The sequence below is a fragment of the Azoarcus sp. DD4 genome (genome assembly GCF_006496635.1).
Lineage (GTDB): Bacteria > Pseudomonadota > Gammaproteobacteria > Burkholderiales > Rhodocyclaceae > Azoarcus.
The window spans coordinates 4,353,034-4,374,652 of sequence record NZ_CP022958.1 but is presented as its reverse complement, the minus strand read 5'-3'; the positions used below and the strand labels follow the sequence as shown (position 1 = coordinate 4,374,652).

The window sequence follows — 21,619 nt, the reverse complement described above, 5'->3', positions numbered from 1 at the left end:
TCCGCATGCAACCGGACATCACCAACGCGCTCACCATCGACGTCGAGGACTACTTCCAGGTGTCCGCGCTCGCGCCCCATTTTCCGCGTCAGAGCTGGGACACGGTGCCATGTCGCGTCGAGCGTAACGTCGAACTGATTCTCGCCCTGCTGGAGCAGCGGGGGGCACGCGCAACCTTCTTCACGCTGGGCTGGGTGGCCGAGCGCTTCCCGCATCTGGTGCGGCGCATTTGCGACAGCGGGCATGAACTGGCCAGCCACGGCTATGGGCACGAGCGTGCCAGCGCGCAGACGCCCGAGTCCTTCCTCGCCGATATCGCGCTCGCCAAGGCGGTGCTGGAGGATATCTGCGGTCACGCGGTTTCGGGTTACCGCGCACCGAGTTTCTCTATCGGCGAATCGAATCCCTGGGCGCACGACGTGATCGCCGAGGCCGGCTATGCGTACAGTTCCAGCGTCTATCCGGTCAAGCACGATCATTACGGGATCCCCGACGCGCCGCGCTTTCCCTATCGCCTCGCCAACGGCTTGATGGAAATTCCGGTAACCACCATGCGCTGGCTCGGGCGCAACTGGCCGGCCGGTGGCGGCGGTTATTTCCGGCTCCTGCCGTATGCGGTGTCGCGCTGGCAGATCGCCAAGGTGAACCACGACGATCGCCGTCCGGCCATCTTCTACTTCCACCCCTGGGAGGTAGACCCCGAGCAGCCGCGTGTTGCTGGTGCGTCGGCCAAGACGCGCTTTCGCCATTACGTGAATCTTGCGCACACCGAGAGCCGTCTGCGCCGCCTGCTCGGCGATTTTCGCTGGGGGCGGGCGGACGAGGTGTTTCGCGACGCTGCCTGACGCAGTGTTTAACCGAGCTCGGCCATGGATCGCCTGACTACCGTGATCAAAACGCTTTCGAGGCCGGATGCGCCGCGCTGGGATGCTTTCGTGCATGCCTGTCCGCAGGCGACCTTCTTCCACCTGTCTGCCTGGCAGGACATCGTCGAGCGCATCTTCCGCCACCGCACCTGGTTCCTCTATGCGGAACGCGCCGGTGCGATCGTTGCGGTGCTGCCGCTGGCGGAGGTGAAGAGCCGGCTGTTCGGCCATGCGCTGACCTCGCTGCCGTTCTGCGTATATGGCGGCATTGCTGCCGCGGACGACGCCGGCGACGCTGTCGCGCTGCTGGAGGCCGAGGCCGACGCGCTGGCCCGACGTCTCGGGGTTCAGCACCTCGAATTCCGCAATCTCGAAGCACGGCATGAGGATTGGCCGCGGCAGACCCTTTACGTCACCTTCCGCAAGCCCATCCTGCCCGAGATCGAAGACAACATGCTCGCCATTCCGCGCAAACAGCGGGCGATGGTGAGGAAGGGCATCAAGAACGGTCTGGTGAGCGAGATCGATGCCGGCGTGGACCGCTTCTTTGCGCTCTACGCCGACAATGTGCTGCGCCATGGCACTCCGGCCCTGCCCAGACGTTTCTTCCAGAGTCTGAAGGACAGCTTCGGCGAGGCCTGTGAAGTGATGACGGTATGCGATCCGGGTGGCAGACCCTTGTCCAGCGTGCTCAGTTTCTATTTCCGCGACGAAATCCTGCCCTACTACGCCGGAGACGATGTCGCCGCCCGAGATCTTGCCGCCAACGACTTCAAATACTGGGAGCTGATGCGGCGTGCCTGCGAGCGCGGCTGCAAGGTGTTCGATTACGGCCGCAGCAAGGTCGGCACCGGGCCATACAGCTTCAAGAAGAACTGGGGCTTCGAACCGCAGCCGCTGTCCTACGAGTACCGGCTCTACAAGCGTGACAGCGTGCCGCAGAACAATCCGATGAACCCGAAGTACCGCGCCTTCATCGCCCTGTGGCGTCGTTTGCCGATCGGGCTCGCGAATGCGCTCGGCCCTCACATCGTGCGCAACCTGGGGTGAGTCCGGTGGTCGACGTCCGCCCGCCGCTGTTGTACCTGGTGCATAGAATTCCCTTTCCGCCCAACAAGGGCGACAAGGTGCGGTCCTTCAACATCCTGCGCCAGCTGGCCCAGGGCCACCGCGTTTTCCTTGGCACCTTCGTCGATCAGCCGGAAGACCACGCCCATGTGGGGCGGCTGTCCGAGTGGTGCGAAGAGGTTCACGCAGTGCCGTTGCACCCGCGTCTGGCCCGGCTCGCCAGCCTGCGCGGCTTGCTTACCGGCGAGGCGCTGAGTGTGCCCTACTACCGCCATGCCGACCTTGCGCGCTGGGTACGCGACACCGTCCGGCGCAACGGGATCCGTCAGGCGGTGGCGTTCTCCGGCCCGATGGCGCAGTACCTCGACCTACCCGGGCTGGACCGCAGACTGATCGATTTCTGCGATCTCGATTCCGCCAAGTGGACCGCCTACGCCGACGACCATCGTTGGCCGATGTCCTGGCTCTATCGCCGCGAGGGCCGACGCCTGCTCGATTTCGAGCGAAGGATGGCGGCCGGGGCGAGCGCCAGCCTGTTCGTCACCGAGGCCGAGGCGGCGCTGTTCCGACAGCTTGCCGGCGGCGCGGCGAGTCCGGTGGAGGTCATGCAGAACGGAGTCGATGCCGAGTTCTTCGCACCTCGCGAGACCTACGAGCGACCTTACCCGACAGGCGAAGAGGTCATCGTATTCACCGGCGCCATGGACTACTGGCCGAACATCGACGCGGTGAGCTGGTTTGCCCATGAACTGCTGCCTGCAATCCGTCGTATGCGTCCGCGGGCTCGTTTCTGGGTCGTGGGCATGAACCCGGCGCCCACCGTCCTGGCGCTGGCCGGCAACGATGTCAGTGTGACCGGCGGCGTACCCGATATCCGGCCCTATCTCGCCCATGCCGACGTGGTAGTGGCGCCGCTGCGGATTGCCCGTGGCATACAGAACAAGGTGCTCGAGGCCATGGCGATGGCGCGGCCCGTCGTCACGACGCAGGCCTGTGCGACCGGGCTGACGGTGATGGATGACGAGTGTGAGATAGCCCACGGCGGCGAAGATGTCGTTTCGCGTATCTTGTCCCTGTTGGACGACCGCGAGGCCAGCCTTGCCATGGGGCGCGCAGCGCGCGACCGGGTGCTTGCCGATTACAGCTGGCAGGCGCATCTCGCCAAGCTCGACCGGATGCTGGAGGCGTGCACGCGTGCCGGCCAGGGTTGAAATGCGCGCATCAGCGCGCCATGGGGCGCAGCAATGAAGCGGGATGTCGAACACGAAGTCCTGGATGCCGAACCGCCGTCCGCCACGCCACCCAAGCACGAAGGGTTTGCGGTGATCGCGGTGGCGCTGGCCGCGGTTTCGGCGTGGGTTCTCGGCTGGTACTGGCCGACAGCCAGCGGTATCGCGGCCATCTGGTGGCGTTCCGACACCTTTGCACATGGACTGGTGGTCTTCCCGGTGTTCGCCTGGCTGCTGTGGCGCAAGCGCGAACGTCTCGCGGCAATGCCGCCGCAGCCCGTGCCGTGGCTCGCCCTGCCGGCGGTCTTGATGGGCTTCGGCTGGCTGTTGGGCGAGCTGGTCAGCGTGGCGGCGGCGAGCCAGTTCTTCCTGATGGCCATGTTGGTCACCGCTTACGTCGCAGTGCTTGGCTGGCCGATCGCGCGGGTGCTCGCGTTTCCGCTCGTTTTCCTTTTCTTCGGTGTGCCGATAGGCGATTTCCTGTTGCCGGCCCTGATGGGCCTGACCGCCGAGTTCACCGTGGCGGCGCTGCGTTTCTCAGGCGTGCCGGTCTTCCAGGAGGGGTTGCAGTTCATCGTGCCCAACGGCCGCTGGTCAGTCGTCGAGGCCTGCAGCGGCATCCGCTATCTGATCGCTTCGCTGATGGTCGGCGCGCTCTACGCCTACCTCAACTACACCAGCCTGAAGCGCCGGTTGCTGTTCATGTTGGTCGCCCTGCTCGTACCCATCCTTGCCAATTGGCTGCGCGCCTACATGATCGTGATGATCGGCTACCTCTCCGATAATCGATTCGCGGTGGGTTTCGACCACCTCATCTACGGTTGGGTCTTCTTCGGCGTGGTCATCCTGTTGATGTTCTGGATCGGCGGGCGCTGGTACGAGGCGCCGGTGGTCGTGGATGCGGCTTCCGTCCGTCAGGCGCCGCCGGTGAGTTCCGGTGCGTGGCTCAAACTGCTGCCACTGGCCGCGGTGGTCGCGGCTTTCCCTTTGCTGGTACGCGGCCTCGATCGTTCGACGGACGATTTCAGCATGGCAATGCAACTGCCTGCAGCGAGCGCGGCCTGGTCTGCGACAGCGCTGCCCACGGGCTTCTATCGGCCGCACTACAAGGGCGGGCGGGGAGAGGCGGGGGCCGTTTATCGCGCCGACGACGGGCGTATGGTCGCCGTGCACGTGGTGCTGTTCGCTGCCCAGGAGGTGGGGCACGAGATGGTGACCTGGGGTAACGGGCTGGTGGCGCCGGAATCACATGTTGCGGCAGTCCTTGCGGCTGGCTCGCAGCGCCTCGATGGCACGGTGATTCGCAGCGCGTCGCTGGCGACCCCGCGCGATCGTTACCACGTGTGGAATTGGTACCGTCTGCCGGGCAAGACCCTGACCGGCGATATCGAGGCCAAGCTGTGGCTTGTGGCGGATCGTCTGCTCGGTCGTCCCGACGCTTCTGCCGTGGTGACGCTGATGACGCCGGAAGCCGATGACCCCGCGGCCGCGGCGGCAGTCCTCCAGGCATTTGTCGCTGCTCATGGTGCAGCGCTCGATGCCGCCGTCGACACGGCCTTGCAGGGCGCTCCGTGATGCGGGACAGTCGGCCGCTGGTGATGCACGTCGTCTACAGCTTCGACGTGGGCGGGCTGGAGAACGGCGTGGTCAACATCATCAACCGCATGCGGTCCGATGCGTTCCGCCACGCGGTGGTAGCGCTCACCCGATGTGCTCCGGCGTTCTGTGCGCGCGTCACGCGGGCCGATGTGGATTTCATCTCGCTGGAGAAGCCGCCCGGGCACGGCATCAAGCTCTATCCGAAACTGTTCCGCCTCTTCGCCGAGATGCGCCCGGCCATCGTGCACACCCGCAATCTGGCCGCGCTGGAGGCGGTGGTTCCGGCGCGCGCCGCCGGGGTACCGGTACGCATCCATGGCGAGCACGGCTGGGATGTCAGCGATCCGCATGGCGTGCGACGCAAGTACCGCATGCTGCGACGGCTCTACCGGCCCTTCGTGTCGCACTACATTGCGCTTTCGGGCGATCTCGAACGCTATCTGGCGCAAGGCGTGGGCGTGCCGGCGAACCGCCTCAGCCGCATCTGCAATGGTGTCGATCTGAGACGTTTCCAGCACGGACGCGACGGCGGCGTGCCGCTCGCGGGCTGTCCCTTCGATGCGCCGCGGGGGCTGATCGTGGTCGGCACGGTCGGGCGCTTGCAGGCGGTCAAGGATCAGCTCAATCTCGTGCGTGCCTTCGCGCGGCTGGCCGCAAGCCGGCGGCCCGAGTTCGATGGACTGCGGCTGATGATCGCAGGGGACGGTCCGATGCGAACTGCGGTCGAGTCGGCCATCGTCGAGGGCGGTATCGGCGACAGGGTCTGGCTTGCCGGTGAGCGTTCGGATGTTCCGGATGTCATGCGTGCGCTTGATCTATTTGTGCTACCTTCGAAGGCGGAAGGGATCTCCAACACGATCCTCGAAGCCATGGCGAGCGGTCTGCCGGTGGTTGCGACCGATGTCGGTGGCAACGCCGAACTGGTGGCGCAGGGACGGACGGGCATGCTGGTGCCCGCGGCGGACGATGCTGCGCTGGCCGATGCCATTGCCTCGTATGCGCTGAACCCGGCACTGCGGCAGATGCACGGCAATGCCGGGCGCGAACGCGTGGAACGTGAATTCAGCCTCGACGGTATGGTCGAGCGTTATCGCGCCCTGTATCAGGCGCAACTGGAAGCCGTCCGGCCCGCGCGGTCGGCGGCCTGAAAGAAGGGGGTAGGGCATGTGCGGCATTGCCGGTCTTTTCGATACGCGTGGCAAGCGCGATTTCGACCGTGAACTGGTTCGCCGCATGAACGACATCCAGTTCCATCGCGGACCGGATGAGGGCGACATTCACTTCGAGGCGGGGGTCGCGCTCGCGCACCGGCGCCTGTCCATCATCGACCTCTCCACCGGGCAGCAGCCGTTGTTCAACGAGGACGGCTCCGTCGCGGTGGTGTTCAACGGCGAGATCTACAACTACCAGGAGCTCGTGCCCGAACTCGAAGCGCTCGGCCACGTGTTCCATACGCGCAGCGACACCGAGGTCATCGTCCACGCCTGGGAGGCCTGGGGCGAGAGCTGCGTACAGCGCTTTCGCGGGATGTTTGCCTTCGGCCTGTGGGATCGCAACCGGCAGACGCTCTTCCTCGCCCGCGACCGGCTCGGCGTCAAGCCGCTGCACTATGCGCTGCTGCCGGACGGCACCCTGATCTTCGGGTCCGAGCTCAAGGTGCTGATGCAGCACCCCGGCCTGGACCGGCGCATCGACCCGCTGGCGGTCGAGGAGTATTTCGCGCTTGGCTACGTTGCCGAACCGCGCACCATTTTTGCCGGCGCACGCAAGCTCGCACCGGCCGAAACCCTGTGCGTGCGACGTGGCGAACCGGTGCCGGCGCCGCGTACCTACTGGGATGTCCGCTTTACGCTCGACAATCCGCTGTCGTTGGGCGAGGCGAGCCTCCAGCTGACCGAACGCCTGCGCGAATCCGTCCGGCTGCGGATGATCGCCGAAGTGCCGCTCGGCGCCTTCCTGTCCGGTGGCGTGGACTCCAGCGCGGTGGTCGCGACCATGGCGGGCTTGTCGTCCGATCCGGTGAACACCTGCTCGATCGCCTTCGATGATCCCGCGTTCAACGAATCCGCCTTTGCCCAGATGGTGGCGGACCGCTACCGCACCAATCATTACGTCGAAACGGTGAAGTCGGACGACTTCGACCTCATCGACACCCTGGCTGCGCTGTACGACGAGCCCTATGCCGACAGCTCGGCCATCCCCACCTACCGTGTCTGCCAGCTGGCCCGCAAGAAGGTGACGGTGGCGCTGTCGGGCGACGGTGGCGACGAGAGCTTCGGCGGTTACCGCCGCTACCGCATGCACCTGATGGAGGAGCGCATGCGTGGTGCGATGCCCCACGGTGTGCGTCGTCCGTTGTTCGGGCTGCTCGGCAGGGTGTATCCGAAAGCGGACTGGGCGCCACGCGTATTTCGCGCCAAGACGACCTTCCAGGCGCTGGCACGGGATTCGGTACAGGCCTATTTCCACTCCGTCTCCATCCTGCGCGACGACATGCGCCGCCAGTTGTTCTCCAACAGCTTCCGCGCCGAACTCGGCGGCTACAACGCCATCGAGGTTTTCCGGCGCCATGCCGCGCTCGCCGAAACGGACGATCCGCTGGCGCTGATCCAGTACCTCGACCTCAAGACCTACCTGGTGGGCGACATCAATACCAAGGTCGATCGCGCGAGCATGGCGCATTCGCTGGAAGTGCGCGAACCGCTGATGGACCACGAACTGGTCGAGTGGCTCGCGACGCTGCCGTCCTCGCTCAAGGTCAAGGGCAACGAGGGCAAATACCTGTTCAAGAAGGCGCTGGAGCCGATGCTGCCGAACGACGTGCTCTACCGGCCGAAGATGGGTTTCGCGGTGCCACTCGCACGCTGGTTCCGCGGCCCCCTGAAGGCGCGCGTGCGCGAGGCCGTACTAGGGGACACGCTGGCGGCGACGGGCATCTTCAACCGTGATTACCTCCAGCACCTGGTCGATGCCCATCAGTCGGGCGCGCGCGACTACAGCGCGCCCTTGTGGACGGTGCTGATGTTCGAGGCCTTCCTGCGCCAGGCCGGCGTCCAGCAGGGCGCGAGTGCATCGCCGGTAGCGGCGGGTGTCGCCGCCTGACACATCGGAGCCGTTCATGAACCCGCCGCAGGTCGCCGCCGTCATCCTCAGCTCGCGCGAGTCGCCCGACACCCTGCTCGGCGCGATGGCTGCCGCCGCAGCGGATCCGGCGCTGCGCGACGGTGTGCTGGATGTGGTGGTGAATGGCAACCGCGAGCTTGCCGAGGCCTGCAATGCGCGGCTGGACAAGGGCGCCATGGGCGATCCGGGGGCGTTGGTACGTCTCTGGTTCCTGCCGCTCGGTGACAAGTCGCACGCCTGGAACACCTACGTCCACGAGCTCTGGCCCGATGCCGCATGCACCGTCTTCATCGACGGCTACGTCCGGGTGGCGCGCGGCGCGCTTGGCATCCTCCATCGAGGGCTGGCCGAGGCGCCGGAAGCGCTGGCAGTCACCGGCGTGCCGACGGTCGGGCACTCGGCCGCCAGGCTGCGGCGCGAGATGGTGAGCGGCGGCGGCATCCACGGCAATCTGTACGCTCTGGGCCGAACGGCCATGGACCTGGTGCGCTGCGAGGGTTTCCGGCTGCCGCTGGGGCTATACCGCACCGATCCGCTGCTGGGCGCCGCACTCCTGTTCCGGCTTGCCCCGGATTCCGACACATGGGATCCGCGCCGGATCAAGGTTCTGCCGGATGCGACCTGGCAATTCGATCCCTTGCGTTGGTGGCGGGCTGCCGATCTGGTGACGCAGGGCCGGCGTCTGCTGCGCCAGCGTCAGGGAACGCTGGAGAACCTGGCCTTCCGTTATCAGCTTTGCGTAGCAAAGCTCAAACCGTCCGCTCTGTCCAGGACCGCCGCGCAGATGGTGGACGCCTGGGTCGAAGCCTGCCCCGCAGAGGCTGGGCAGGTCCTGCGCTGGAGCCCGCTGCTCGATCACGCCCTGCGCCGCTTGCGCCGGCCGCGCGACTGGTCGTCGGCAGACCTGCCAGCGAAGCTGCTGTGGCAGTCCGGGCGCACGCCGAGCACCGGCGACAACCTTCACGCGGGGGCACTGGCGCCCGCGCCGAGTCGATAAGTCCATGCGCATCCTCCACATCCTCGATCATTCCATTCCCCTGCACAGCGGCTACACCTTTCGCACCGCGGCGATCCTGCGCGAGCAGCGCGCGCTCGGCTGGGAGACCTTTCACCTTACCTCGCCGAAGCAGGGCAAGGTCGGCGCTCAGGTCGAGGATGTCGATGGCTTGCGCTTCTACCGGACGCCTGCGCGGGCTTCCAACCCGCCGTTGCTCGGCGAAGTGCGCCTGATGTCCGATCTGCAGCGGCGCATCGCCGAGCTGGCCGAGGAGTTGCGGCCGGACATCCTGCATGCGCATTCGCCGGTGCTCAACGCGGTGCCGGCGATCCGTGCGGCGCAGCGCCTGGGCATTCCGGCTGTCTACGAGGTGCGGGCGTTCTGGGAAGACGCTGCGGTCGACCATGGCACCACGCGCGAGGGCAGCCTGCGCTATCGCCTGACGCGGGCGCTGGAAACCTGGGCGTTCCGGCGTGCCGACCATGTATTCACGATCTGCGAGGGCTTGCGGCGCGACATCGTCGGCCGCGGAATCGATGCCGCCAAGGTTACGGTGATCCCGAACGCGGTCGATGTCGACAATTTCCAGCTCTCGGGTGAGGCCGATGCGGACCTCAAGGCGAAGCTCGGCCTGGCGTCGGCCACGGTGCTGGGATTCGTCGGCTCTTTCTATGCCTACGAAGGCCTGGATCTCCTGCTCGACGCCTTCCCGGCGATGGTGGCACGCCAGCCGGCCTTGCGCATCCTGCTGGTCGGTGGCGGACCGCAGGAGGCAAACCTGCGCGCCCAGGCGGACCGTCTCGGCATCGCCGACAAGATCGTCTTCACCGGGCGGGTGCCGCATGGCGAGGTGTCGCGTTACTACGACCTCATCGATCTGCTGGTCTATCCGCGTCACTCGATGCGGCTGACCGAACTGGTCACGCCGCTCAAACCGCTGGAAGCGATGGCTCAGGGCCGTCTGTTCGTGGCGTCCGATGTCGGCGGGCACAAGGAGCTGATACGCGATGGCGAGACCGGCCGGCTGTTTGCCGCCGGCAGCGCCGAGGCACTGGCCGGCGCGGTGAGCGACATGCTCGCCGACCGCGAACAATGGCCACGGTTGCGTGCGGCGGGGCGCGAGTTCGTCGAGGACGTACGCAACTGGCGCAACAGCGTGGCGAATTACGCGCAGGTCTATCGCTCCCTGACCGGGCGGGTCGCCGCATGAACTGGGCAGACCTGCACATCGCACTGGTCGGGCCCCTGCCGCCGCCCGCGGGCGGGATGGCGAACCAGACGCGCCAGTTGGCAGAACTGCTGCGGGGTGAGGGGGCGTCGGTCGACATCGTTCAGGTCAATGCGCCTTACCGGCCGGTATGGGTGGGCGGCCTCAAGGGGGTGCGCGCTGTCTTTCGCCTGCTACCCTACCTCGCGACCTTGTGGCGGCGCTGCGGCACAGCGGATCTGGTGCACGTGATGGCGAACTCCGGCTGGTCCTGGCATCTGTTCGCCGCGCCGGCGGTGTGGGTCGCTGTTCTGCGTGGCAAGCCGGTGGTGGTGAATTATCGCGGTGGCGAAGCCGATGCCTTTCTGCAGCGCGCTGGCGGCGCGGTGCGGGCGACGATGCGCAGGACTGCCGGCCTGCTGCTGCCGTCCGGCTTCCTGCTGGAGGTCTTCTCGCGTCACGGCATGGCGGGGCGGGTGGTGCCCAACATCGTGGACCTCGCACGCTTCCAGCCCGCCCCCGAGCGCGGGAACGACGCTCCTCACCTTGTCGTTGCGCGCAATCTCGAACCGATCTACGGCATCGACCTTGCCTTGCGCGCCTTTGCCCGGATTGCCCAGGCGCTACCCGGCGCTCGTCTTTCGGTGGCAGGCTCCGGCCCGCTTGCACCGGCGCTGATGCAACTGGCCGGGCAGCTCGGCATCGCCGACCAGGTGCGCTTCACCGGTCGGCTCGACCGCGACCAGATGGCCGCGCTCTACCGCGATGCCGATCTCAGTATCAATCCCAGCCATGTGGACAACATGCCCAACTCGGTGCTGGAATCGCTGGCGAGCGGCGTGCCGGTGGTCAGCACCCGGGTCGGTGGCGTGCCCTACATCGTCGAGCATGAGCGTACCGCGATGCTCGTGCCGCCAGACGACGCCGAGGCGATGGCGGCGGCGGCCCTGCGGGTGCTGACCGACCGCGCGTTGGCTCATCAGCTGCGTGTGGCCGGCCTCGCCGAGGTTCGGCGCTATCGGTGGGAAGTGGTGAAAGCCGAGTTGCTGGCTGCCTACGAAGATGCGCTCGGGCCCGTGCGGCCGGCGCCCGATCCGGTCTGACCAAGGACGGCAACATGTCCGATCTGTATACCCGTTTCGTTTCAGGTGCGCTCTTCCCGCTGCAGGAGCGCTTCAAGCACCATGACACCGTCCGTGTCCGGCGTGACATGGAGCTGTCGCAATGGTGGCCGCGCGAGCGCATCGACGCGCTGCAGTTGGAGCGTCTGCAGGCGCTGTTGCGGGATGTCGGCGTGCGCGTGCCCTACTACCGTGAACTTTTCGCGCGTGCCGGCTTCGATCCGGCACAAGTGACGTGCAGTGCCGACCTTCAGCGCCTGCCCTTCCTCACCAAGGCGGACATACGCGCCCAAAGCGACGCGCTGCGTGCCGATGGAGCACAGGGGCTGGCGCGTTTCAACACCGGCGGCTCCAGCGGCGAACCCTTGATCTTCTTCATCGGCACCGAACGCGTGACCCACGACGTCGCCGCGAAGTGGCGTGCGACACGTTGGTGGGACGTCGACATCGGCGATCCCGAAATCGTCGTGTGGGGCTCGCCGATCGAACTCGGCACCCAGGACCGCATGCGCCTGATCCGCGACCGGCTGATGCGCACCGAACTGCTGCCCGCATTCGAGATGTCGGACGACAAGGTGGATGGCTTCATCGCCCGTATCCGCGCCCGGCGTCCGCGCATGCTGTTCGGTTACCCTTCGGCGATCAGTCACATCGCCCTGCGTGCCGAGCGGCGCGGCATTCGCCTGGACGATCTCGGCATCAAGGTGGTGTTCGTGACGTCCGAGCGCCTCTACGACCATCAGCGCGAAACCATCCGCCGGCTGTTCGGCTGTCCGGTCGCGAATGGCTATGGCGGGCGTGACGCCGGCTTCATCGCTCACGAATGCCCGTCCGGCGGCATGCACGTCACTGCCGAGGACATCGTCGTCGAGATCATCGACGAGGCGGGCAGGGTGCTGCCTGCGGGGCAGGCCGGCGAGATTGTCGTTACCCATCTCGCCACCCGCGACTATCCCTTCATCCGCTACCGCACGGGCGACGTCGGCGTACTCGGCGAGGCGCTCTGCGCCTGCGGGCGGGGCTTGCCCCTGCTGAAGGAGATCCAGGGGCGCAGTACCGATTTCGTGGTCGCCGCCGACGGGACGGTGATGCATGGCCTGTCCCTGATCTACGTGGTGCGCGATCTCGTGGGCGTACGGGCATTCAAGATCGTGCAGGAATCACGTGCGTGCACACGTGTCCACCTCGTCACCGAAGGTGGCGTGAAATCACCGGACATGGTGGGGACCATCGTTGCGGGCTTTCGCAAGCGACTGGGCGAGGAGGTCGAGGTCGTCGTCGAATTCAACGACTCGATTCCCGCCGAGCGATCCGGCAAGTTCCGCTACGTGGTCAGCCACGTGGCGCCGGTCTGAGGCGCAGCATGGATTTCCGTGACGTCTTCGTAGCCGGGGTGGTGCTCGTTTCTGCGGCGATGGCGCTCAAGCGGCCATGGATAGGCGTGATGCTGTGGACCTGGCTCAGCGTCATGAGCCCGCATCGATATACCTGGGGATTCGCCCACGATGCGCCGTTGGCGGCGATTGCTGCCGGCGCGACACTGGCCGGTCTGTTGATGACCGCTGAGAAACAGTCCCCGTTCCACGGCACGCCGGTGCGCTTCTTCGCGGTGTTTACTGTCTGGATGACGATTTCGTGGCTGCTGGGCGTGGATCCGGTTGATGATTATTGGCAATGGAACAAGGTCATCAAGGTCTTCCTGATGACCTTCGTGGCATTGGCGCTCTTGCACAACAAGATCCACATCATGGCTTTTGGATGGGTTACGGCCGGGTCGCTGGCAATCCTCGGCGCGAAGGGCGGTGTCTTCACAATTGCACACGGGGGCAGCTATCGGGTATGGGGCCCGGAGGGGTCCTTCATCGAGGACAACAATGAGTTCGCCCTGGCGCTCATCATCACCATTCCGCTGCTGCACTTCCTCCAGTTGCAGGTGAAGCGCGCCGGTGTCCGTCACCTTATCAGTATTGCCATGCTGCTTTGCGTGGCCTCCGCACTGGGAAGCCATTCGCGCGGTGGCTTCCTCGCCATGATCGCGATGGGGGCGATGTTCTGGTGGCGCAGCCCGCGCAAGGGGCCGATGGGCGTGCTGATCGCCTTCGTGATGCTGGCCATGCTGCCGATGATGCCGGAGGAGTGGTGGGCCCGGATGAACACCATCTCCGAGTATGAGCAGGACGGCTCGGCAATGGGCCGGATCAATGCCTGGCACGTCGCCTTCCAGGTCGCCCTGCACAACTTCTTCGGCGGCGGGATGAGCTACCAGTACCAGTACTTCTTCTCGCTGTATGGCGTGTACAACCAGAACATCACAGCGGCGCACAGCATTTATTTCCAGATTCTCGGCAACCACGGCTTCGTCGGGCTCGTCCTGTATGTGGCGATCTGGATCGCAACCTACCGTTACGCCGGCTGGCTGAGAATTCACGCCAGATCGATTCCCCAGGCGAAGTGGGCGGCGGATCTCGGCGGGATGGTGCAGGTCGGTCTTGTCGGTTTCGCCGCCGGTGGCGCCTTCCTGAGCCTTGCCTATTTCGATCTGCCCTACAACATGATGGTGATGGTGGTGCTCGCAAAGCACTGGGTGGAGACGCGGGGCTGGGAGCGCGAACCGAAGATGTCCTTCCTCGAATATGCGGGCTTGCGCCGCAAGCGGCCCGAGATCGGGGCAGGGCCTGCCCGGCAGCCGGCGGCAGGAGGGCATTGAGTCGATGTTGCTCAAGACGGCCTTCAATCTGGCCTCGCCCTCCGGTCCGCGGGGGCGCCTGTCCATCCTGATCTTTCACCGGGTGCTGCCCCGGCCGGACCCGCTGTTCCCGGGGGAGGTCGACATCACCCGCTTCGATGAACTCATGCAATGGGTCGCAGACTGGTTCAACGTGCTGCCCCTGTCCGAGGCCGTCGATCGCCTCGGCCGTGGCGACCTGCCGCCGCGCGCGGCAGCGATCACCTTCGACGACGGCTATGCGGACAACCTCCTGCATGCCGTGCCCATCCTGCGCCGCTACCGCCTGCAGGCCAGCTTCTTCATTGCCACCGGTTTTCTGGACGGTGGCCGCATGTGGAACGACACCATCATCGAGTCGGTGCGGGGCGCTGCCCACTCGATACTCGATGCGCGCTTGCTCGGACTGGATGAACTGCCGCTCGGCACCGTGGAAGAAAAACGCGCGGCGCTGGGCAAGTTGATCCCCGCCATCAAGCACAAGCCGGCTGAGCAGCGGGCCGATGCCGTGGCCCAGGTGGCAGCGGCCTGCGGAGCTGTCCTGCCGGACGACCTGATGCTCACCAGTGGCCAGGTGCGCGATCTGCGTGATCAGGGGATGAGCATAGGCGCCCACACGGTGACACACCCCATTCTCGCCACCCTCGACGACACCACCGCAACGCGGGAAATGGCCGACAGCAGGGACTTCCTGCAGGGCTTGCTCGGCGAGCGCATCGGCTTGTTCGCTTACCCTAACGGCAAGCTCGGTGCCGATTACGGTGCGGCGCATGTCCGCATCGCGCGCACGCTCGGGTTCGATGCCGCGGTGTCGACCAATCCGGGCGCTTGCACTCGTACCTCCGACCCCTACCAGCTGCCGCGCTTCAGCCCCTGGGACCGCAGTGCCTGGCGTTACGGCCTGCGCATGCTGGCCAACCTGCGCCGACCGGATGTCGCGCTCGGCGGGGAGGCGGCATGAGCCGTTCCACAAGCGTGGCGCCCGCTCCGGCATTTCGTGCCACAACTCTCCCGCGCTCCGTCGTAACCCGGTAAGCCAGCATGCAGTTCTCGGTAATCATCCCCACCTATAACCGCCGGCAGCAGCTAGGTCAGGCGATCGCGTCGGCGCTCAGCCAGGAGGACGTCAGCGTCGAGGTGATCGTTGTCGACGACGGCTCCACCGACGGGACGCTGGACTGGCTCGCCGCCGGCTTCACCGATCCGCGCATACGCGTCTTGCGCAACACGCGCAGCAAGGGGCCGGCCGGTGCACGCAATACCGGCCTGCAGGTGGCGAGCGGTGACTTCATTGCCTTGCTCGACTCCGACGACTGTTTCCTGTCCGGCCATCTGTCGGAGTGCGCCCGGGCCTTCGCTGCCCACCCCGGGGTCGATGTGCTCTTCGGTCGGGCCGAGTACGAGCAGAACGGCAAGCCGGTCGACTACATGGGGCCGAACTTCGACCGTAAGCTGGGACTGGCGCCGACCCGCCACGTCGATGCGCAGATGACGGTGTTTGCCCCAGACTACTTCAACCATCTGTTGCAGTACGGTTGCTACTTCAACCTGTCGACCGTCGTGTTGCGCGCCGGTGTCGTGCAGCAGCAATTGATGAACGAAACCCTGAGGATTGCCGAGGATTACGAATACTGGGTGCGCCTGTCGCGGTCGCACGGCTTCGCCTGCCTGCATCGCCCGCAGATCCGCTACACCTTGCACGACGAGAACATCTCGTTCGAGGCCGACGGTTCGGCGGCGGAACACGCGCCGAGCCAGATCGCGGCCTACGAGATCATGCTTGCCTATCCTGCTCTGGATGCGCGGCAGGTCCGCCTGATCAAAGTCAAGATCGCCGAGGTGCTGTTCAACTGGGCCTACCGTTGCCGCAAGCACAGGCGCCTGCAGGAGGCCATGCGCCTGCACCTGCACTCGCTGCGCTTCGGCCTGCGCCGCGCGAACCTCGCGGCCCTGTTGAAGCTGGGGCTCGTCGGCGCTTTCCCGGCGCTGGAGGCACGTGGCCGGTGAGCAACAGCAAGCCTGAGACGGCCAGCGTGGCGAAGCACATGCCGCTGTCTCAACAGCCCCTCGTCTCGGTCGTCATTCCCGCCTACAACGCCGAACGCTTCGTGCTGGAGGCGTTGCGCAGCGTCCTTGATCAGCACTATGAACCGCTCGAGATCCTGCTCGTCGACGACGGCTCGCAGGATCAGACCGTTGCCTTGGTAGAACGCGAAGTGCCGGGCGTGCGCATCATCCGCCAGCAGAATGCCGGTGCGGCGGCGGCGCGCAATACCGGTCTGCGTGAAGCGCGCGGCGACCTGATCTGCCTGCTCGATGCCGACGACGGCTGGTTTCCCGGCAAGCTTGCCGCGCAGGTCGAGCATCTGAGACAGCATCCCGAAGTTGGCCTGGTGTTTCACGAGTGGTTGGTATGGCGGCCGGAGCGGGATGGGCATTACGCCGCTCCCGAACGTGCCGCTGCGCAGCCACCAGGCCTCGACCTGACCTGTTCGGGCTGGATCTACCCGCGGCTCCTGCTCGACTGCATCGTTCATACGTCCACCGTGATGCTGCGACGTGAAGTGGTCGAAGAGATCGGCTACTTCGAGACCGAACTGGTCAATGGCGAGGACTACAACTACTGGCTGCGGGTGTCGCGCAAATATGAGATTCACAAGCTTGCAGCGGTCTATTCATATTATCGCGAGGTAGCCGGCAGCCTGACCAAGCTTGCCAAGCCCAAGCCCGAGAACTACGAATACCGGGTGGTGAGCGAGGCGATTGCGCGATGGGGGCTGGCTTCCCCCGACGGGCAGTCGATATCAGGACGCGATGCGGCGAAACGGCTTGGAAAACTCGCTTTCGACTATGGGGTAGGGCATTTTTTTGCCGGATCATCGGGTTTGGCCGCCAAGGCCTTCAGGGCAACGCTTCGGCATGACCCACTCAAGCTCAAGGCGGTAATCTTTCTCGTCGCGATCATGTTGAGGATTCGTCGCACCTGAATGTTCAGGGGGTCGCAAACCGGCAAGCTCCGGGGCTGCTGCCGTCCAGCAGATCCGACGCAGCCTGCGGACGATCGCTGTCCTGGAGGATGTCGCGCCAGCACGCAGTTGATCGCGATGCGGCAGTTCGATCTATCGGAACAAGTTTGCACTCCGGAGAGTTCAGATGCGCAATGACATCAAGTACGAAAGCCTTGAAAAGCTCAACGTACGACGGCCTGTCGATAGGCTTGCGTATATTTCAGATTCATGCCGCGGAAAGGTTGTGCTGGACGTCGGTTGTTTCGACGAGACTGCACTTGAGAAGAGGGACACCGGCCACTGGCTGCATGGGCGATTGAGTGGCCAGGCCCGGCGTGTGGTGGGCGTCGATAGTTCGGCATTGGTTCCTCCCGGCGGTATTCGTACCGGAGAAAACGCGGTGATCTATCAGGGCGACGGTGTCGATATCTCCCCCGATATATTGCAGAAGGAGCCCTACGAAATCGTTGTTGCGGGCGAATTCATCGAGCACATCGAAAGCCCGCTCACTTTCTTCAAGAACATGCGGGAAGCACTCCCCGGTCGCGAACTGATCGTTTCTACACCCAACGGGGTGTGCTTCGCGAACACGCTACTGGGGATCATCGGGCGTGAGGTCCAACACCCCGATCATCTCCATAACTTCACGTTCAAGATCCTGAATACGTTGTGCTTGCGGGCGGGTTTTCAGGAGTGGGAGATCATCCCGTATCGATTCTATGCGACAGAAATGATCCTCAACAGTACAGGAGTGCGCCGGGCCTTCGTGGTCTTCGTCGAGCGCTGCATTCGCATCGTCGAGCGTATGTTTCCACTGCTGAGTTTCGGCTACGTGCTGCGTGCGAAGCTGTGAAAGCCGGACGAACATCTGCATTGCCGGCCTCCGTGCGCTTAACCCGTGGCGCTGTATCTCTCCGAGGGTTTCAGCCGTTCGAGCAAACGGAGGTAGCGCTCCATGTGCTTGTCCAGAAGATGCTCGTCACTGAGGTAAGGAGCGGTGCGCGAGATTCGGTGCAGTTCGTCGAGCGCCTTGTCGATTTCCTTCCGCGTACTCGGGGCCGGTGGCGGTGGCGACCATGTGGAGGCGTAGACGCCCGCGCTGCGGAGCGTGCGTTTGGTGCTGACCTTCAGCCTTTCATACAGCGAGAGCTGATCGTCGCTATGAAGTGGAGGAATTCTCAGTGGTTTGTAGCTGAGGTTCAGCGTCGAGAGCCAGTCATCCCATTTGAACCCCAGCGTCTCGCCATATAGCGAAACTGGAATCCACGGGATGCGGAGCGCGTCAGCCACGATGGCGCCGTGCATTGCCTCGCACAGCACAAGTTCGCAATCCATGAGCGCTGCCAGGAAGCGGTCGACGTTCCAGTGGCAACTGATAAACGCGATGCCGGCTGTTTCGCAGACCTGCTCCCAGCCAAATTGATCAAGACTGTGCCCCGCCGGTACCAGCCCGACCGCGTGCTTCTTGGGTGTTGCCGCAGGTTTGAACATCCGGATCAGCACTGCGGCATCGGTGATTGCCTTGTCCGCCGGCAAGTTCAATGCTTTTGCACTCAGTGGTCCGCGGACGGCGTGAACATTGAAGCGGTCGGTGAGCGCCGGGGCGACGCCGTAGCCGACTCCACTCCCGAAAACATGTTTCGTCGGGGTAACGGGCAGTTTCTCATTCAGCAGCGTGCCGATTCCGACAAAAAGTTCGTTCTCTTCATCGTCGAGCAAGTGGGGAATCAACTTGGGCCAAAGCCATTGGTTGAGATCGTCGCCGAAGTTGCCCCTGGGGTCCTGATAGTAATATAGCTTCATCTGCTCGGTGGTCTTGTCTGGCGATGTGTCTGCAAGCATCGGTCTGGAGCGCACATCGGCGTTCCAGAAACGACGATCATTGTTGGGGTGAATTGAGTCAAAGGAAGGATTGTCGTGTCTGGCGAGCAAGCTTCCGAGCGATGTTGCGAGCGTTGTCGAGCATCTTCCTACCGAGAGTGTGTCGGGGCAGGTTGACAGTCGATCGCGCCATGCGTTTGTAATGTTCGACATAGCGTTCGCGCAGCCGTGCCATGTCGTAGATATCGGCTACTCGGCGCATCCCCAGCCTGCCCAGTTCGGAGCGTTCGCTTTCTCCGACGTTCTTCAACGCGCTTGTCAGCGCGCCGGGTACGGTCATGTCGATGAATATTCCGTTACCGACGATGTTGCGCTGATTCGGATGATTGGTGCAGAACACCGGCAGTCCCATCGCCATCGCTTCGATGTACACAATACCGAAGGTTTCGAACAGCGATCCCAGGGTGAAGGCGTTCGCTGCGGCATAAGCTTGCGGCAGTTCTTCATGGGGCAGGTTGGCGAAGATAATCCGCTGCCCCATCAACTGGTGACCCAGCGCACGGATAGCATCAGTATCGGCACATTCCTGACCGGCGATGATCAGGTAAGCCCTTTCGATCGCCGCGACCTCGCGGATCACGTAGTCCATGCGCTTGTGCCAGTAACAAATGGTTCCGACGCTGATTACCACGAATGCGTCTTCTGGAATAGCGTGTCGCCTTCGAAAGTCGCTGTGTATGCCGGGGTGGAAACGCGTTGTATCAACGCCGTGCGGAAGGTAAAAGGCCTTGCCACTGGTGTTTTTCTTCAGGTTGTATTCGGTGTGTTCCTGCACGAAATCGCATGCGGGGAGATCGGCGCTGGGTATTGCACCGCCATTCGAAAACAGGAATTTCGGCGTATTTTCGAAAAGATGACGGAATGCGTAAAGTTGATTGCAGACTTCTTGTTCAAGGCAGTGAATGACGTCAAAACCTCCTTCGAGCAAGGGACGAAGAGCACTGTGGGCAAATGTCGCAGTCTCGATGCGGAGGCGCTCTTGTTCCTGGGCCGCAGTCATCCATTTGGGCGAAACCGGGAGATGTATGTGCCGTAGAGTTGCAGCGTTTCGCGGAATGTTTTCGATCACCAACTCTCGTGGGGTGGTATCGCCACCACCTTTCAGGAGGGTGATGTCAACCGTGTCCTTAAGCAGTTCAAAAAGATCCCGCGCGAAGGTTTCATGCCCACGGTTGATGTTGCCGAGTCCGGAGCAGAGCAGCGCAATCTTCATTGGATGGTCTCAGTGTGCTCTAAGCAGTCTTCTGGATAGTTCACGGAATTCTGCAAGGTATTGGCGCGAAAGCAGATGCAGAAAAAGGCTATAAACAAGAGCTCCGAACGCAATATCGAGCAATAGCTTCAGCGATACATGTAGCGGGCTGGAGGCAAGGTTCTGCTGGAGGAGCAGGATGCAGCCCCACATGGCGCACGAAGCCAGTATTGGCCGCAGCAGCACATTGATGATGTCACCTGTGCCCAGAGCGATCAGTCCGAACGATACTCGAAGGGTAAGGACCGAGAATAGCGCATTGGCCGAGATTACCGCTGCCACGCTTGTGAGCCCGTGGGGCAGGGTCAAGAGCACCGAAACGACCAGAAGTATCATGCCGGCGAGGTTATAGCGAAATCCCAGGCCAACCTTGTTCTGGGAGTTGAACAGTGACGAGGCGATTGCAGTGGATCCCCTCAGGGCGGCACTGACGCCGAGCATCGAGAGTATCGGAATCATCGCGAGCCATTGATCGCCATAGAGCACGGGTACGAGATCAGAGGATATTGCGGCCAGGCCAAACCCTATCGGACAGATGATTGCTGCCAGCAGCCGGGCGCAACGCAGGACGGACTGCTGGAGACGGGCCTGATCATCCTGGAGGGCCGAAAGCGCGGGAAATAGAACGCGCTGCAACGGCATGGCGATACGGCCACGCACGTCATCACTGAGCGAGCGCGCATTCTGGTAGTAACCGAGAGCCTGTGCGCCCAGCTGGCGACCGATCAGGAAGATATCCACGTTCATGGAAACGTAGTAGATCACGGTGTTGCCCATGTAGCTGCCGCTGGCCTTCCAGCTGGAGATCAGGTACCGCAAGTGGAAGCGGAAGCGGGGCAGGTAGGGCACCGCGATCAGCAGGAGCACGGGGCCTACGATCGAGCCAGTGATCGCGCCCGCTACCAGACTCCACACGCCGAAACCCTGGTATGCGAGGATGATCGCGACAATGCTGCGGATGACGATGGTGCAGATCTGTATCCAGAATTCGATCCGGAACCGCATCAGACGAGATATCAGCGCTTCATGAACAGTAGCCAGACTGCCAAAGAGAAAAGTCAGGCACAAGACGCGAAGCAGGTCGCCGGTGACCTCGTCGGCAAACAGCCAGCCACTGGCAAAAGAGATCCCGAATACGAGCAGCGTGATGACTCCACCGATAAGGAGCGAAGCCCAGAATACGGTGTCCAGTTGCACTCGGGAAACGACCCGACGCTGGATGAGGATATTGGCCAAGCCGAAGCTATTCAGCAAACCGGCAAACTCGGTTACGACCGCGGCCATAGCGATGTAGCCGAAATCCGCTGGCGTAAGCAGACGGGCGAGAATCGACATCGAGCCGATGGTCAACAAGGTCCGCAGTACGATGCCGAGCAGTGTGAATCCGGCACCGCTGACAACACGTCCTCCGAGATTCCCCTTGTTGAGTACGAAGGCGCTGCGAACGACGATATGTCGCGCCGCGTTTCGGTGTGTGCCCGAAAGGTGATTACTGGACATGGATGGTCGATGCGAGGGGCGCGATGGCTGTCCGCGTAGCGCT

18 protein-coding genes are annotated in these 21,619 nt (G+C 63.8%); 15 read left to right on the top strand and 3 right to left on the bottom strand.

The window, feature by feature from the left end:
• The first annotated feature begins 5 nt into the window (after positions 1–5).
• The 15 genes from CJ010_RS20160 (at position 6) to CJ010_RS20090 (ending at position 17,796) form a co-directional block, all read left to right on the top strand.
• Positions 6–845 (top strand): XrtA system polysaccharide deacetylase, encoded by an 840-nt coding sequence (locus CJ010_RS20160; protein ID WP_141019710.1) that lies wholly within the window; start codon positions 6–8, stop codon positions 843–845.
• 24 nt (positions 846–869) lie between these two features.
• Positions 870–1,916 (top strand): FemAB family XrtA/PEP-CTERM system-associated protein, encoded by a 1,047-nt coding sequence (locus tag CJ010_RS20155; protein WP_141019709.1) that lies wholly within the window; start codon positions 870–872, stop codon positions 1,914–1,916.
• A gap of 5 nt (positions 1,917–1,921) precedes the next feature.
• Positions 1,922–3,145 (top strand): TIGR03087 family PEP-CTERM/XrtA system glycosyltransferase, encoded by a 1,224-nt coding sequence (locus tag CJ010_RS20150; protein WP_141019708.1) that lies wholly within the window; start codon positions 1,922–1,924, stop codon positions 3,143–3,145.
• Positions 3,146–3,256: 111 nt separating this feature from the next.
• On the top strand, positions 3,257–4,738 hold the full coding sequence (gene xrtA / locus CJ010_RS20145) for an exosortase A (protein ID WP_240794424.1): 1,482 nt from the start codon (positions 3,257–3,259) through the stop codon (positions 4,736–4,738).
• Positions 4,738–5,910: a TIGR03088 family PEP-CTERM/XrtA system glycosyltransferase gene (locus CJ010_RS20140; RefSeq protein WP_141020793.1), complete on the top strand. Its 1,173-nt coding sequence runs from the start codon at positions 4,738–4,740 to the stop codon at positions 5,908–5,910. The genes xrtA and CJ010_RS20140 overlap by 1 nt, the downstream gene beginning before the upstream one ends.
• Positions 5,911–5,926: 16 nt before the next feature.
• On the top strand, positions 5,927–7,864 hold the full coding sequence (locus CJ010_RS20135) for an XrtA/PEP-CTERM system amidotransferase (protein WP_141019706.1): 1,938 nt from the start codon (positions 5,927–5,929) through the stop codon (positions 7,862–7,864).
• Between the two features lie 16 nt (positions 7,865–7,880).
• On the top strand, positions 7,881–8,882 hold the full coding sequence (locus tag CJ010_RS20130) for a hypothetical protein (RefSeq protein WP_141019705.1): 1,002 nt from the start codon (positions 7,881–7,883) through the stop codon (positions 8,880–8,882).
• A gap of 4 nt (positions 8,883–8,886) precedes the next feature.
• A complete protein-coding gene (locus tag CJ010_RS20125) occupies positions 8,887–10,092 on the top strand; it encodes a TIGR04063 family PEP-CTERM/XrtA system glycosyltransferase (protein WP_141019704.1) in 1,206 nt (401 codons plus the stop codon).
• Positions 10,089–11,192 (top strand): glycosyltransferase family 4 protein, encoded by a 1,104-nt coding sequence (locus tag CJ010_RS20120; RefSeq protein ID WP_141019703.1) that lies wholly within the window; start codon positions 10,089–10,091, stop codon positions 11,190–11,192. Before CJ010_RS20125 ends, CJ010_RS20120 begins: the two co-directional genes overlap by 4 nt.
• Positions 11,193–11,206: 14 nt before the next feature.
• A complete protein-coding gene (locus CJ010_RS20115) occupies positions 11,207–12,565 on the top strand; it encodes a phenylacetate--CoA ligase family protein (protein WP_141019702.1) in 1,359 nt (452 codons plus the stop codon).
• A gap of 8 nt (positions 12,566–12,573) precedes the next feature.
• The gene (locus CJ010_RS20110) at positions 12,574–13,917 is read left to right on the top strand and encodes a putative O-glycosylation ligase, exosortase A system-associated (RefSeq protein WP_141019701.1); all 1,344 of its coding nucleotides are present in this window, start codon (positions 12,574–12,576) and stop codon (positions 13,915–13,917) included.
• Positions 13,918–13,921: 4 nt separating this feature from the next.
• A complete protein-coding gene (locus tag CJ010_RS20105; protein ID WP_141019700.1) occupies positions 13,922–14,896 on the top strand; it encodes a polysaccharide deacetylase family protein in 975 nt (324 codons plus the stop codon).
• An 80-nt stretch (positions 14,897–14,976) separates the two neighbouring features.
• Positions 14,977–15,942, top strand: coding sequence for a glycosyltransferase (locus tag CJ010_RS20100; RefSeq protein WP_141019699.1), 966 nt, complete (start codon positions 14,977–14,979; stop codon positions 15,940–15,942).
• Positions 15,939–16,922 carry a glycosyltransferase family 2 protein gene (locus CJ010_RS20095; RefSeq protein ID WP_141019698.1) on the top strand — a complete coding sequence of 328 codons (984 nt, stop codon included), beginning with the start codon at positions 15,939–15,941 and terminating at the stop codon, positions 16,920–16,922. The genes CJ010_RS20100 and CJ010_RS20095 overlap by 4 nt, the downstream gene beginning before the upstream one ends.
• A gap of 166 nt (positions 16,923–17,088) precedes the next feature.
• Complete coding sequence (locus tag CJ010_RS20090) at positions 17,089–17,796, top strand: class I SAM-dependent methyltransferase (RefSeq protein ID WP_141019697.1); 708 nt, start codon at positions 17,089–17,091, stop codon at positions 17,794–17,796.
• A 38-nt stretch (positions 17,797–17,834) separates the two neighbouring features.
• Here CJ010_RS20090 and CJ010_RS20085 read toward each other — a convergent pair whose 3' ends face one another.
• Genes CJ010_RS20085 through CJ010_RS20075 form a run of 3 tightly spaced genes read right to left on the bottom strand, consistent with a single transcriptional unit; the run spans position 17,835 to position 21,576 of the window.
• On the bottom strand, positions 17,835–18,875 hold the full coding sequence (locus CJ010_RS20085) for a polysaccharide pyruvyl transferase family protein (protein ID WP_141019696.1): 1,041 nt from the start codon (positions 18,873–18,875) through the stop codon (positions 17,835–17,837).
• Entirely contained in the window at positions 18,844–20,037 is a 1,194-nt protein-coding gene (locus CJ010_RS20080; protein ID WP_141019695.1) for a glycosyltransferase family 4 protein, read from the bottom strand. Before CJ010_RS20080 ends, CJ010_RS20085 begins: the two co-directional genes overlap by 32 nt.
• Positions 20,038–20,046: 9 nt before the next feature.
• The gene (locus tag CJ010_RS20075) at positions 20,047–21,576 is read right to left on the bottom strand and encodes a lipopolysaccharide biosynthesis protein (RefSeq protein ID WP_141019694.1); all 1,530 of its coding nucleotides are present in this window, start codon (positions 21,574–21,576) and stop codon (positions 20,047–20,049) included.
• Positions 21,577–21,619: the final 43 nt, after the last annotated feature.

What these genes read in the sequence shown, in the direction of transcription:
- CJ010_RS20110 (WP_141019701.1), top strand. Translation starts at nt 12,574, where the DNA reads ATGGATTTCCGTGACGTCTTCGTAGCCGGGGTGGTGCTCGTTTCTGCG.
- CJ010_RS20135 (WP_141019706.1), top strand. Translation starts at nt 5,927, where the DNA reads ATGTGCGGCATTGCCGGTCTTTTCGATACGCGTGGCAAGCGCGATTTC.
- CJ010_RS20115 (WP_141019702.1), top strand. Translation starts at nt 11,207, where the DNA reads ATGTCCGATCTGTATACCCGTTTCGTTTCAGGTGCGCTCTTCCCGCTG.
- CJ010_RS20155 (WP_141019709.1), top strand. Translation starts at nt 870, where the DNA reads ATGGATCGCCTGACTACCGTGATCAAAACGCTTTCGAGGCCGGATGCG.
- CJ010_RS20140 (WP_141020793.1), top strand. Translation starts at nt 4,738, where the DNA reads ATGCGGGACAGTCGGCCGCTGGTGATGCACGTCGTCTACAGCTTCGAC.
- CJ010_RS20120 (WP_141019703.1), top strand. Translation starts at nt 10,089, where the DNA reads ATGAACTGGGCAGACCTGCACATCGCACTGGTCGGGCCCCTGCCGCCG.
- CJ010_RS20105 (WP_141019700.1), top strand. Translation starts at nt 13,922, where the DNA reads ATGTTGCTCAAGACGGCCTTCAATCTGGCCTCGCCCTCCGGTCCGCGG.
- CJ010_RS20075 (WP_141019694.1), bottom strand. Translation starts at nt 21,576, where the DNA reads ATGTCCAGTAATCACCTTTCGGGCACACACCGAAACGCGGCGCGACAT.
- CJ010_RS20130 (WP_141019705.1), top strand. Translation starts at nt 7,881, where the DNA reads ATGAACCCGCCGCAGGTCGCCGCCGTCATCCTCAGCTCGCGCGAGTCG.
- CJ010_RS20080 (WP_141019695.1), bottom strand. Translation starts at nt 20,037, where the DNA reads ATGAAGATTGCGCTGCTCTGCTCCGGACTCGGCAACATCAACCGTGGG.
- CJ010_RS20125 (WP_141019704.1), top strand. Translation starts at nt 8,887, where the DNA reads ATGCGCATCCTCCACATCCTCGATCATTCCATTCCCCTGCACAGCGGC.
- CJ010_RS20100 (WP_141019699.1), top strand. Translation starts at nt 14,977, where the DNA reads ATGCAGTTCTCGGTAATCATCCCCACCTATAACCGCCGGCAGCAGCTA.
- CJ010_RS20090 (WP_141019697.1), top strand. Translation starts at nt 17,089, where the DNA reads ATGCGCAATGACATCAAGTACGAAAGCCTTGAAAAGCTCAACGTACGA.
- CJ010_RS20160 (WP_141019710.1), top strand. Translation starts at nt 6, where the DNA reads ATGCAACCGGACATCACCAACGCGCTCACCATCGACGTCGAGGACTAC.